Source organism: Pseudomonas sp. P5_109, assembly GCF_034009455.1.
GTDB lineage: Bacteria > Pseudomonadota > Gammaproteobacteria > Pseudomonadales > Pseudomonadaceae > Aquipseudomonas.
Genome location: NZ_CP125380.1, coordinates 2,445,311 through 2,457,687, shown reverse-complemented (window position 1 = coordinate 2,457,687; position 12,377 = coordinate 2,445,311). Strand labels below are relative to the sequence as shown.

Annotated in this window: 9 protein-coding genes and 2 pseudogenes; 4 read left to right on the top strand and 7 right to left on the bottom strand. The window is 54.5% G+C overall.

Going from position 1 to position 12,377, the window contains the following annotated elements; genetic code table 11:
* Positions 1 to 16: 16 nt before the first annotated feature.
* The 4 genes from QMK54_RS11230 to QMK54_RS11215 form a co-directional block, all read right to left on the bottom strand.
* Complete coding sequence (locus QMK54_RS11230) at positions 17 to 967, bottom strand: formylglycine-generating enzyme family protein (protein WP_320402489.1); 951 nt, start codon at positions 965 to 967, stop codon at positions 17 to 19.
* A 154-nt stretch (positions 968 to 1,121) separates the two neighbouring features.
* Positions 1,122 to 2,477, bottom strand: a complete 1,356-nt coding sequence (locus tag QMK54_RS11225; RefSeq protein ID WP_320402488.1) for a DUF1329 domain-containing protein — start codon at positions 2,475 to 2,477, stop codon at positions 1,122 to 1,124.
* Between the two features lie 9 nt (positions 2,478 to 2,486).
* The gene (locus tag QMK54_RS11220; protein ID WP_320402487.1) at positions 2,487 to 4,184 is read right to left on the bottom strand and encodes a DUF1302 domain-containing protein; all 1,698 of its coding nucleotides are present in this window, start codon (positions 4,182 to 4,184) and stop codon (positions 2,487 to 2,489) included.
* Positions 4,185 to 4,288: 104 nt separating this feature from the next.
* The gene (locus QMK54_RS11215; protein WP_320402486.1) at positions 4,289 to 5,860 is read right to left on the bottom strand and encodes a sulfatase-like hydrolase/transferase; all 1,572 of its coding nucleotides are present in this window, start codon (positions 5,858 to 5,860) and stop codon (positions 4,289 to 4,291) included.
* A gap of 300 nt (positions 5,861 to 6,160) precedes the next feature.
* On the opposite strand from QMK54_RS11215, the gene QMK54_RS11210 reads away from it, so the two are divergent.
* From QMK54_RS11210 to estP, 3 genes are all read left to right on the top strand, one after another.
* Entirely contained in the window at positions 6,161 to 6,781 is a 621-nt protein-coding gene (locus tag QMK54_RS11210) for a TetR/AcrR family transcriptional regulator (protein ID WP_320402485.1), read from the top strand.
* A 253-nt stretch (positions 6,782 to 7,034) separates the two neighbouring features.
* Positions 7,035 to 7,331, top strand: a complete 297-nt coding sequence (locus QMK54_RS11205; protein ID WP_320402484.1) for a hypothetical protein — start codon at positions 7,035 to 7,037, stop codon at positions 7,329 to 7,331.
* Positions 7,332 to 7,851: 520 nt separating this feature from the next.
* The gene (estP, locus tag QMK54_RS11200) at positions 7,852 to 9,762 is read left to right on the top strand and encodes an esterase EstP (protein WP_320402483.1); all 1,911 of its coding nucleotides are present in this window, start codon (positions 7,852 to 7,854) and stop codon (positions 9,760 to 9,762) included.
* Between the two features lie 325 nt (positions 9,763 to 10,087).
* On the opposite strand, the pseudogene QMK54_RS11195 reads toward estP, so the two are convergent.
* A pseudogene (locus QMK54_RS11195) lies at positions 10,088 to 10,405 on the bottom strand (transposase); the annotation flags it as partial.
* Here QMK54_RS11195 and QMK54_RS11190 point away from each other — a divergent pair.
* On the top strand, positions 10,341 to 10,913 hold the full coding sequence (locus tag QMK54_RS11190; protein ID WP_413787360.1) for a conjugal transfer nickase/helicase domain-containing protein: 573 nt from the start codon (positions 10,341 to 10,343) through the stop codon (positions 10,911 to 10,913). The pseudogene QMK54_RS11195 and the gene QMK54_RS11190 sit on opposite strands and share 65 nt — an antisense overlap.
* A 65-nt stretch (positions 10,914 to 10,978) precedes the next feature.
* Here QMK54_RS11190 and QMK54_RS11185 read toward each other — a convergent pair.
* Both QMK54_RS11185 and QMK54_RS11180 read right to left on the bottom strand, forming a co-directional pair.
* Positions 10,979 to 11,344: pseudogene (locus QMK54_RS11185) on the bottom strand (transposase); the annotation flags it as partial.
* A 165-nt stretch (positions 11,345 to 11,509) separates the two neighbouring features.
* Positions 11,510 to 12,178, bottom strand: a complete 669-nt coding sequence (locus QMK54_RS11180) for a hypothetical protein (RefSeq protein ID WP_218497791.1) — start codon at positions 12,176 to 12,178, stop codon at positions 11,510 to 11,512.
* Positions 12,179 to 12,377: the final 199 nt, after the last annotated feature.

Below are 12,377 nucleotides of genomic sequence, written 5' to 3'. Positions count from 1 at the left end.
CTTCTATTGCTTCAGGCTATGACGGCGCACGCCAGACACAGCGAAAACCAACATGACAAGTTGAAGTGTCATCGGCTTGCGGAATACGCGCGGCGGGGCGATATCGCTGGCAATAGTTCGGTGCGCAAAGATGCGATCCGCCTTTGACCACCTTGCGACCTATGCGTAGGTTGGGAGTATCGGGGTCGTAGCTGTCCTCTTCCCGACCACCACGCGGATTGCTTGGTACGCAACAATGCGCAGTCGGCGGCAATCCTGCCGAGGGCGATGCAAACCAGTCGGCTGTCCACTCCCATACGTTACCGATCATGTCGAACAGACCGTAGCCGTTGGCCGGGAAGGTCCCTACCGGCGAGGTCCTTTCCCAACCATCTAACAGTTGGTTCTCAACGGGGAAGCGGCCTTGCCAATAGTTTGCAAGCATCCGTCCATCCGGGGCGAGACAGTCACCCCAGGCGAAGTCAAATCCATCGTTGCCACCGCGAGCCGCATATTCCCATTCGGCTTCGGTCGGCAACGCTTTACCAGCCCAGGCAGCGTAAGCTTCAGCATCCACATAGACGATATGTACGACCGGATGGTCTTCCAGTCCTTCAATCGAGCTTCCCGGACCCAGTGGTTCTCGCCACCAGGCGCCGAAACGGAAGATCCACCATTGCGCCGGGCTCACCAGGTTCACGGAAGGCTTCGGCGGCACAAAAACCAGCGAACCAGCTTTAGCCATCTCCAGTGGCATACCGGGATAATCCTCAGGATCCGGCGCGCGCTCGGCGAAGGTCTTGTATCCAGTGGCCTCCACGAAGATGGAGAACTGTCGATTGGTGACCGGTGTAGCATCGATCCAGAATTCATCGACATGCACTTTGCGGACAGGTCGCTCTTCAGGATAGAAGCGATCAGAACCCATTCTGAAAATGCCACCGGACAGATAAACCATGCCTTCCGGGGGACTGGTGTGCATTACCATGTACTGCCTCTCCTATCTTCATTACGCAATGTCAGGTCCCATTTTTTCAGCGGTTCTTTGCGCTGAGCGAACTCAATGAACTCGTCCGTTTAGATACAGACCTGATGAGCACGTGTCGATGGCTTCGCCAGAGCCTGGCGCATGCCCTGGTCGCTCAGCGAACACCATCTTGGCGCAGCTTCCCAGGCGAGAAATCCGCCGGAGACAAAGATGCATTGAAGTCAAACGGCACCTCCTCGTTAGCCAAGCCGCCGATGTTGTAACGCCCGGAAATCAGGTCATACGTCGCCCCGCCCGTCACCCACACCAAAGGCTGGTCGTAGTAATTGATGGTGTTAGCTTCAGCGACCCGCCAAATTTCGCCGCGATTGTCGTAGTGGTCGGCTACTACGATCTGGTATGTGTCTTCGTCAAGGAACAGATCGCGTTGTTTGTAAATGTGCCGCTGGCCTTCCTTCAGCACACCACGCACATGCCATACCCGGTGTAACTCGTAGCGCAAGAGCTCTGGATTTACATGACCAGGTTTAATGATGTCGCTGTACTTACTCGTCTTGGAAGCAAGGCGGAAACTGTTGTACGGAACATACATTTCCTTTTTGCCAATCAGTTGCCAGTCATAGCGATCAGGCGCCCCGCTGAACATGTCGTTATTATCGATAGTCGTCAGTCCGTCATTCGACGGGTTGTCATACGCAATCTGCGGTGCGCGCCGAACTCGGCGCTGACCTACTGCATAGTTCCATGCCAAGCGTGGCGTATTCACTTGGTTGACGGTGTCATGCACCAGTGTTATTTCACCAGCCTGACGTGCCGGCGCAAGAGTCGACTGCAACGTGTACACCAGAATGTTGCCGTTACTCTTGCTGTTGTCGGTGACATCCTGATTGAACAGAATAATGTCCGACAGTTTCTTCATAACATAGTCGCCGTTGATCTGTGGTTGTGCGCTGGCGAAGTGGCGCTTAATACCCACACCCCGGTAGCGCATCAGATGATTCCAGAGCACCTCCAACCCCGAATGCGGGATAGGAAACGGTACGACATTCTTGGCATCGGCAACACCATTGCCGTCCTCCACAAGTCTGGCGTTGAGTGCATTGAGTTTGACCGCTTCGTACACACTCTCTGGATAGGAAGCCGAACGACGCGTCGGATACACCAACAATTTCCAGGTTTTCGGATAGCGTTTTAGCATTGCCATCTGACCGGGACTGAGCTTGTCGGCGTACCTGTCGGCATTGGCTGCGCTGATCGTAAGCAACGGCTTGTCGGCGACAAAAGGATCCTTGTAGCCCACCACAGAATCGTACGCGTCGACACGCTTGGCCAGACCACCGTCCCATGCAGGGATAGTTCCTTCAGTATTGCCCGCCCTCTCTCCCCCTATCGGGGTGAGATCCTTGCCGAGTCGAGCAGCCTGAACGGCATCTACATGGGCATATGCCATCGAAGATGCCAGCAAAGCGGAAATCAACACGCCGGTAGACAGAAATTCCAATCTGAACATGATAGGCCCTCAAAAACTATATTTAACATTGAAGGAAAGGTAATCACGATCACCAGTAGCACCGCCGGTGTAGTCGACATACCGAACACCGAAAGAGAGCGCGTCCAGGTAACTCGCGTCGACCGCTACCGAAGTACTCCACGCTCGCTCGCTGAGACCGTTGGTTAAGGTGGGCGCAACACCATTGAATGCTCGAGCATGGCTCAACGACGGAATGACGTTGATCCCCCTGAACACGTCGTTGTAAGTCATTGAGGCACTGGCGGTCGCTCCATAAGCGCTGCTTGTAACATCCCCGTAGGCCAAATCGGTTTCGATTCCCATCACCCGGTTAGCCACCAGTTCGGCGATGTAAGTCGTCGAGTTGGAACCCAGCACTCCACGTCCGGTTCGGATAGTCCCAAGCGAAGCCTGATACATATCCTTCTTTCGGTAGTTCTCGACCCTGGTCCCGAAGGGGGGACCTGCCGGATCAAGCAGCGCCGCCGCTAAAATAGTGCCGGTTGTCAGGCTGATGGGTGCATCGGGCTGATAGCTCACCTCGCCAAAAAGCGATTGCCCACTGAAAATGTTTTCGCCCCCAATGGTGGTATTGAAACTGAGGCCATACAGCTCGCGATTTTCCAGATACTCGGCATAGTAGGTCCCAGTACTAGGAACAGGCTGGCCGCCTAACCTGCGGGAAACGGTCGCGCCAAGCCGCGGTAATTGATCGCTGAAACGCAGGTAATACAGTCCAAACTCAGTGTCATTAAGCTCTGGTGCAAACCATCGCAAGGCGACACCAAACTGCGCAGCCGAGTCCGCTTTAATATCCGGCGCTCGCGGGACGAACAAAAAGGGAGAAGCGCCGGGAACAGAGGGGTTATCGAATGCGCCAACCGCTAGATAATCACAGCCTTCGTCGAAAACATCTGTTGTCGAAAAATAGGAGCCACAGGGGTCAAGCTTGGTTTTATCGTTAGCCCAAGCTGGCTGATAGTAACTTTCAAATGTGAGACTTTCGCTTAACTGATAAGAGGTATAGATCTTGAAGGTCGGCATCAACGACTCTTTTACCTCCGACCCTGGAGCGCGCAGCGCATTGAGGTCGAGGGGATTGCTCGCATTAATACCGTTGCGATAATACAGCCCCTCGCCCCAGTTAATGACTTGACGCCCAACTCGAGCATTGAGACTACGTTCACCGAACATCCAGCTACCGTACACAAACGCATCTAATAACTCTACGTTGGATCCGGCTTCATCTAATCCACCCGCTGTTATTTGCCGATGCCGACGATTGTCGTCCATCAATTCGAAATCGTAGAAAGCACGTCCACGCAAAAAGAGTCCGTACTGATCCTGCCACTTCAATCCTAGCTCTGAGACGACCTTTGCCACTTCAGAAAATAACTCTCCCTTCTTGAAGTTTAAGTCGCCATCATCGGAATTGATTCGCTTAGCGTTCGTTCCAGTGCCGCCGTTAGCGGCAGCAATCAACTTCTTGTCCTGTCCCTCGGCGCGGTAGTTGACGCCATAAGAAATGGTTGTATCGAGAGATCCCCCCCAGTCCCCAGAACTGAATTGATAAGCGTGTACAACTGAGAGCGGCAGCGCGACAAGTATCGCCACAACAGCTGTGGCCCAATTTGGGCAATTACCGCTTCGCCGATTTGGAATCGCTCGTATGGAGCCAGAGGACGGCCTGCATCCAATTGCATTCATCTTCACCACCTTTTTTCTTGTTGTTGTAATTCCGGCGATTCACGCACGAACCTGACCCATTGGCCTCTTGATTGCTCTGCTAGTCCTCGAAGGGACCAAATCAATTACTTGGACGCTTTTAGAATCCGATCGAAACCTGGCTCTGCCTTGGCGACCGATTGCTCGAAATCCTGGGCACTACGCAACAGACGTTCGACGATGGCTGGCTCATTGGCCGCCTGATCATATTTTTCACCTGGGTCGCGACCCAAGTGGTAAAGGGTCGGTTGGGGAAGCTTTCCATTTCGTCCACCGAAATGTGAACTCGCCTCATAGATATTGAGTTTCCAATCACCGTCTCGCCAGGCCATCAGCTTGCCGCCCAAGTAATAAGGCATCGTGTGGCGCGGACTATCCTTCCCGCCTGTGAGAGTTACAGAGAGATCAATACCATCGAGTTCAGCGACGGGTAACTTGGCGCCGGCCATCGCCACGAATGTGGGGAGCAGATCGTAGGTAGAACCAATGCCATGCACTACAGAAGGCTTGATGGTACCCGGCTGCCAGAACAAAGCCGGTACCCGTACGCCCCCTTCATAAGTGGACTTCTTGCCCTCACGCAGAACACCTGCCGAGCCAGACAGTGCCTCGAACCATAACCAAGGGCCGTTGTCGCTCACGAACACGACCAGCGTATCCTTGTCGTTTCCACCACTTCGCAATGCCTCGAGTACTCGACCGACACTGTGATCAAGTTCCGCGATGGCATCCCCAATACGTCCGCCCTTGCTCTTGCCCTCGAACTCGGGCCCGGCGAAGTGCGGTAAATGCGGCTTTTCGTATCCGACCCAGACGAAAAAGGGCTGATCGTGTTTCTTGCCCACGTAATCGACGACTTGATCTGTCAATCGACGGTTGTAGGTTTTCTGGTCGATAGGACGCTCCAGTTCCTGGTCTTCGTAGCGAGCGTCAGTACCCGTCCCTACCCGCTTGCTGCTGATGAGCGGGGTATTCCACAACTCACTCTTAGGCTGGCTGAAACTCGCAGTTGCCTGGGCAAGGTATTCGCCAAAGATTTTCTTGAGCGGCTCACCGCTCATTGCTCGCTTCCGTAGTTGTTCATTAGTCACGCCGCCAACGAAATAAGCATCGTTGGACATAGGCGTTCCCCACCATTCATCGAATCCAACCCTGGTCGGATAGGCCGCTGCGGCATCTCCCAGATGCCACTTTCCAAACAAGGCAGTGCTATAGCCATTACCCTTCAGCACTTGGGCGATCGTGGCCTCCTTGTCCAGGAAGCTGTTCGGGTCATTCTCGACCACCACCGAATTGCTCACACCATAAAGCCCTGTTCTGGTTTCGACCCGCCCCGTGAGCATGGCACCACGGCTCGGCGAGCAGATCGGCGAACTCACATAGAAGTCGGTCCAGCGCTGGCCCTCTTGCGCCATGCGATCGATATTCGGAGTTTCGAACACTGGGTTGCCGTAGCTGGAGAGATCACCCCAGCCCATGTCGTCGGCAATCAATAGGACAATGTTTTGTCGCGCGGAGCTTGGCGCAGCCGGGGAAGCCTGGGCTTGCATCACCGCACTCAGGGCGCAGAAACCCAATGTTGCGACCACGCAACACCTTTTGCGAAATGGCAGAAGCTCACCTGAGACAGGACGCGAGGGAAATGTGATGTCTTTCATCGCTGGAACCTTTTAATTATGGCGCTAAGCCGCTCAACTGATGCATCACCTGATTGCTCCCTGCAGCAGCGTTCAAGCTCTGAAGCAATCGGAACAGATCACGCCTTTTTTGTTGTTATGGTCACTTTCCAGGTCTGCCCTGGCCGTCTACCACGTGCTCCGCTAAGGAACCATGGCTGTCTTGCAAGAAAAATTTATCCGACTGGATAAATATGTCGATTGTCGTGTACATTGTCAACATCTGGAATGGCGAGTAAAAACGCTTAGCCAAGGTGAACGACCATCAGAAGGAAAGTCGCAATGCACGTGCCTCGGGTTACAAAACAGGACCGAAGCGAGCAGACTCGCGCACACATCCTGGAAATAGCGCTCGAAGAGTTCTCCTCCCATGGCTTTGAAGCGGTCAGCCTCAGGGACATTGCTGACCAGGCGGGAGTAAATCACGCGATGATTCGCTACTACTTCGGCAGCAAGGATGCGCTCTGGAAGGAAAGCGCTACTTACCTGTTCCAACGTCTTCGTGAAGAGTTGCCTCCGCTCGATCTATCCTCCGGGGATAAAAATCTCGACGACCTCAAGGAATACGTGCGCAACTATGTTCGATACTGCGCACGCCATCCCGAGCACGCGCGGCTGATGGTCCAGGAATCCATCACTGGATCCGAGCGTTTGAAGTGGGTCGCGCAAACCTTCATCCGACCAGCCCATGAAAGCACGCTGCAAATGATTACCGATGCCCAGCAAGGGAACGGTATTGGCAATATCGATCCCTTGATGCTTCTGTACATGATCGTCTCGGTTGTGCAGATGCCTTATCTGCTGACGGCAGAATTGAAGTACACCCACGGTCGCGATGCACTGGCACCAGAAGCCATCGAAGCCCACGCCGATGCTGTGATATGGCTCTTTTTTCGGACCTGAACAGACCCCAAAGTGCCGCTCTGTTTGTAACCATGCCGTGACGCTTCCAAGGCAATTTTTTACAAGCCGAAAGGTAAGCTGTGATTACGGTCAGTGCGACGCTAGCGCTCGTTTTTAGTGTCGACAGAGCAAGCGCGCCAATCTACAGGCTGCTGGAGGCCACCGAATGTTAGCAGTAGAGTTTTTCAATAGTGGTAGTAGCTACCACTTCAACTGTGTTTCAACTATCAAACAACCATAAGAGGGAAGGATCATGAATATTTCCAAAATTACCGGGGCGATGTTGCTTGTTATGGGACTTTCGCTTCAGTCGATGGCGTTCGCCGAAAACACGCCAACGTACAGCACAACGACAACGCCAATAAGCGAATTGCTGGATAATCCCAAGACACGTGTGGTGATGGACCGCTATTTCCCTTCCCTGGCAGATCATCCGCAAGCGAGTATGTTTCGTGGAATGACTTTAAAAGATATTCAGCCGTTTTCCGACGGACGTATCCAGGATAAGCAGCTCGAAGCGGTTGATCATGACTTGGCTAAATTGAAGTAATGGATGAGTTTATCCTCATTGCGCCGTCAACTTTGATGCGTGTGTAAACATCCCACTTTCGATGATGTCCCGATTATGTGGTGCGCCACATAATCGGTGGACGGCACTGACCCAGATGACAACATTGATGCAATGTGCGACGGTAACGGAGCGCCGCGCCTTTATACAAATCAAACTCACCGCGCTCAGCTTCGGACTGGTACGACCCTCGACCACAAGCAGTCACCATCCATCTCTCACCTTCACCGCCACCCTTTAAAACGGACTCACGCAGACTACAAAATCGGGAGACTCCGAACTATGTTTCCCTTGTGATGTGGGCAGTCACGAGCAGACAAGCAGGTTTGAACCTGGATAACAGAGATTTTCGCTACATAACCGACCAAATGCAGGATTTCAACTTATTGAATTTTCTGTTTAAAGAAAGCTGCATGGCTCATAGCCATAGCCATAGCCAATACGCAACAGATTTTTGTACTGTCGTTTCGCTTTCTACAACAATAATAAAACGGACTTGCTTATGATCAAAAAGACGTTGTTCGTACCGCTCACCAGCGGTCTTTTGTCTCTGGCTTGTGCTCAAGCGATCGCAGATCCTTCTCCCTATTCCAATTTTGTCGTGTTCGGTGACAGCCTCAGCAGTTCCGGGCAGATCGTCGATCCCGGCGGTTCCGCAGGAGCGACTTATCGCGCTACCAACCGCACGGGCCCGGTCTACCTGGATGGTAGTGGGGAAGAGTACTCCGCCGTCGCCCCGCAAATATTGGGAGCCAAACTGGGGTTCTCGGACGATCAGCTCGCTGGCTCGACTTCGGCCACCCGCGGCAGCGAAGGTCTGCCTGATGGTAACAACTGGGCGGTCGGCGGTTATCGCACCGACCAGATTCTCGATTCGATTACCACTACCTCGACCGCCGGCGACCGTAGCCGCCCCGGTTATCTGGCGTCCAACAACTTTCGCGCCGACCCGCACGCCCTCTACTATCTGACGGGGGGCGCCAACGACTTCTATCAGGGCGGTGCCACCAGTCTCGATCAAGCCGACGCAGCGGCCGACCGCCTGGTCGACAGCGTGCAAGCTCTGCAACAGGTAGGTGCACGCTACATCATTGTCTGGCTGCTACCGGATCTCAGCCTGACTCCGTTGATCAACGGCAGTCCGCTGCAGGCGTTCACCTCGCAGCTCAGCAACCGATTCAACACCGAGCTGGTTCGGCAGTTGCGGACGGTCGATGCCGAAGTCATCCCGCTCAACATTCCGGCGCTCTTGAAGGAGGGCTTTTCCAATCCGGCACAATTCGGCCTGGCGACCGACCAGAACCTCATGGCCACCTGTTTCAGCGGCAAAGGCTGCATGGAAAACGCCCGCTATGGCATTCACAGCGCCACGCCGGACCCGACCAAGCTGATCTACAACGACTCCGTGCATCCCACCGAAGCCGGGCAGCGCCTGATTGCCGATTACGCGTATTCCCTGCTGGCTGCGCCGTGGGAGCTGACCCTGCTGCCGGAAATGGCCCAGGGCACCGTGCGCGCGCACCAGGATGAATTGCGCAATCAGTGGCTGGCCGATTGGGAAAACTGGCAAGGTGTCGGCCAATGGCGAGCCATTGTTTCCGGCGGCGGACAGCATCAGGACTTTGACGGTCAGGACAGCGTGGCAAGCGCCGATGGCAACGGAGCCAACGTGAACATCGGTGGCAGCTATCGTCTTGACGATGCCTGGCGTGTTGGTCTGGTGGCGGGTTTCTATAACCAGAAACTCGAAGCCGGCAACAATGACTCCGACTACAAGCTCAACACTTACCTGGGCACGGCATTCGCCCAGTATCAGCAAAACCGGGTGTGGGCCGATGCGGCGTTGACGGCCGGGCATCTGGATTACGACAGCCTCAAGCGTAAATTCCAGCTGGGCGTCAACGAACGCGGCGAAAAAGGCGATACCAGCGGCTACGTCGAAGCCTTCAGCGCACGCGTGGGTTACGACATTGCGCAACAAGCCAGCAGCCCCTGGCACCTGTCGCCGTTTGTCAGCGCCGACTTCTCCAAGGTACAAGTCGATGGCTACTCGGAGGACGGAAACAATTCCACGGCGCTGACCTTTGCCGATCAGGAGCGTATTTCCCGGCGCCTGGGCGCTGGCCTGCAGGGCAAATACCAGATCACCCCGCAAACCCAGGTGTTCGGCGAAGCGGCAATCGAGCGCGAGTACAACGACGACACCCAGGATGTAGACATCAACCTCAACAGCCTGCCGAACAACCAGTTCACGCTGGAAGGCTACACCCCGCAAAGTCACTTGCAACGTGTCAACCTGGGGGTGAGCCACAACCTCACCAAGGACCTGGCACTGCGCGCCAGCTACAACATCCGCAAGGACGACGACTTCACCCAACAAGGTATCAATGTCGGAGTCAGCCTCGACTTCTAAACCGCAAAATCGAGGAGGAGGCGGATTTACATCCGCCGTCCTCTCACATATATGGACGCCCCCCGTTTGCCGAGCTTTCAATTCGTGACAACACAGACGGGGTTGAGATTGCAGCCATACATCCGGACTTTGAATGAGGCTCTGCCTCTGTCCCTGATGGAATTCGCTGATCGGGCTCTTATCACCACCACGCGCTCGAAGCGCCTGTGAGAGGGCAGAGTTACCCGATCCCGGTCCGACCTGTCTTGCCATCACGTCATGATTGCCTGGGCAACCTTGGAAGTACTCCTTTCTAACGCATCATCGCTTGACTCCACCGGTCTGGTTACGCGCCTGCGACAGCAGGGGTGTAACCAGACCGGAATCTGCGGTCGTGGGCCAGCAGCGCCCAAGCAATCCGGGCATTCTTGTTGGCCTGCGCAATGACTGCCACATTCGTGTTACGACGCGTCAATAAACCCTTCAGCCAATCCGATGAGGGGTCGGCTTTACCTTCGGCGTAACGAACCACCGCTCGCGCACCGTGAACCAGCAATGTGCGCAAATAGCTATCGCCTCACTTGCTGATACCTAACAGCATGGACTTGCCTCCGCTCGAATGCTGTCGCGGCGGTGAAGCTATCGAGTCGGCCTTGGATCGGCCACAAGCAACTTCGGCCAAGGAAACGCCAGAGCCCTTACCTCCGAACCATGACTTCGACTATCTCGATGACTTGATGGATATGTTGCAAGAGACGGTTGAGCACGAGGATGAATCGAGCGCTCAAGGACTGAAATCCTCAACTGCGTCACCCCGCGAGGCACCAGGGCTGGCCTTTGTCGACTGGCTACGCGAGGGGATCCAAAGCCATCGCCTGCTCGTCAACGACTGTAAGGCAAAGATTCACACAGTCGACGGCACGTTCTACCTGGTCACACCCGGCATTTTCCAGCGCTACGCTTCGGAGCACCCTGAGCTATCTGCAGGTGACGACAAGACCGATGCTTGGCGGCGCACTCAACGTCACTTTGAGCACTTAGGCGTACATCTCAAACGACCAAACGGGCAGAACATATGGACTTGCACAGTGCAGGCCCCCCGCCGGAGGGCTTCCCTCAATGGCTACATGTTGCAAAATGCTGAAACTCTTCTGAGCCCCTGTCCCTACTGACAATCCTTTCCTCAATCTTACTTCTTAGCATCGCAAGGGCAGCCCCATGCGCGCGTGGAGTGCCAGCGAAATAGTTCGCTGTCCCGAAAACGACCGTGTCGTTTTTTGGAAAACGGCGAGTGGTTAGGGACTTCATCTTCCAGGCTTAACCGGCAGAACCAGCGATACGCCAGGCTCAAATGGGCCTCTTCGCACGACCGACGCTCTGAGCGAATGCCGTAGCAATAGCCCACGATCAGCATGCGGATCATCAGCTCAGGATCAATCGACGGACGCCCAATCGGGCTGTAAAAATCGGCGAGGTAATGGCGCAAGTCGCTCAGATCGAGACACCGATCAATGCTGCGCAGAAGGTGATTGGCGGGGATGTGCTCTTCAAGGTTGAACGAGTAAAACAGCCGTTCCTGCCCACTCGATAACTGTCCCATCATGCTGCGTGCTTCCCTGCTGGCCAATGTAGAGATTTTGCCGCTAGCCAGACAGGGGAGCTACTTTTTCAACAGAATCGGTCGATTGCAGTCCTTCGCGACAGGCAAAAAACGGCCCAGAGTGTGTAAAAACGCCTCCGCGAACCCTTGCTATGATTTCTGAGGATTTCATCGCAGGGATCGCCCATGAAGCGCTTTAGGCGGATCCGCCCGCAACGTCTTACGGTCAGCGGCGTTTTGCAGATGACAATCCTTACACACGGCTTGTAGCGTCGCGCTCTGATGCGCCTGTAGCGTGTAGGCGAGAGCGGAGTTGTCTACAGGTAATGTGAAAGGTTGGTCGCTCCACCAATCGAAACCACGAAATGCGTTGCGAAACTCAGACGTCGTCATAAACTGCATCGCCTGACGGGCTATCGATTGGAATTCGGGATTCACATGATCCACTTCGGTAGAGGGAAGAACGCCACAACGCTCACAGATCGGAAATGCAAGCCTTCGAGCGGATAAAAAGGGCGCTGATGCCAGGCGCAGTGCAGATTGAATCCAGTCGTTTTGATCCCTTGGATCTAAGCACTGAGACCAAGACACCTTATGCCATCTACTTGGATCAAACAGACCATAAAAGTCATAGCCGCCACCAGGTCGATACAGCATGCGGAATTGGCTCGGCCGCAGATCGTGGACAGAGCAGTAGTAGTGTTTTTCGGCGATAAGGTCTGAGATCAAGTCGTCTTGAAAGACCTCCTCAAGCTCCCGCTCTTTCAGTCGTAACCGGATACAGGCTCGTAACTGAGCCTTGGTCATCCCTGCAAAAAAAGCTGCGCCTCGTGGCATGCTCTTGTCTCCTTACCATGATGGCCCACTGTACTTTGACGCACTTGTGACGGCTTAGTAAAGACCGTTTCCGGTTAGCTGCTTGCGGTCTCGATATGTCGGGCGGTAGCGGAAACGCAAGTGTGTTGGCGCGGTCGAGCCAGAGCCAGTATTGTGACGCCCATCTCATTGTCATTTTTTGGATTGCTCTCGATACCGA

Coding starts and splice junctions, on each gene's coding strand:
- QMK54_RS11230 (WP_320402489.1), bottom strand. CDS start 967: ATGGTAATGCACACCAGTCCCCCGGAAGGCATGGTTTATCTGTCCGGT.
- QMK54_RS11225 (WP_320402488.1), bottom strand. CDS start 2,477: ATGTTCAGATTGGAATTTCTGTCTACCGGCGTGTTGATTTCCGCTTTG.
- QMK54_RS11220 (WP_320402487.1), bottom strand. CDS start 4,184: ATGAATGCAATTGGATGCAGGCCGTCCTCTGGCTCCATACGAGCGATT.
- QMK54_RS11215 (WP_320402486.1), bottom strand. CDS start 5,860: ATGAAAGACATCACATTTCCCTCGCGTCCTGTCTCAGGTGAGCTTCTG.
- QMK54_RS11210 (WP_320402485.1), top strand. CDS start 6,161: ATGCACGTGCCTCGGGTTACAAAACAGGACCGAAGCGAGCAGACTCGC.
- QMK54_RS11205 (WP_320402484.1), top strand. CDS start 7,035: ATGAATATTTCCAAAATTACCGGGGCGATGTTGCTTGTTATGGGACTT.
- estP (WP_320402483.1), top strand. CDS start 7,852: ATGATCAAAAAGACGTTGTTCGTACCGCTCACCAGCGGTCTTTTGTCT.
- QMK54_RS11190 (WP_413787360.1), top strand. CDS start 10,341: ATGGACTTGCCTCCGCTCGAATGCTGTCGCGGCGGTGAAGCTATCGAG.
- QMK54_RS11180 (WP_218497791.1), bottom strand. CDS start 12,178: ATGCCACGAGGCGCAGCTTTTTTTGCAGGGATGACCAAGGCTCAGTTA.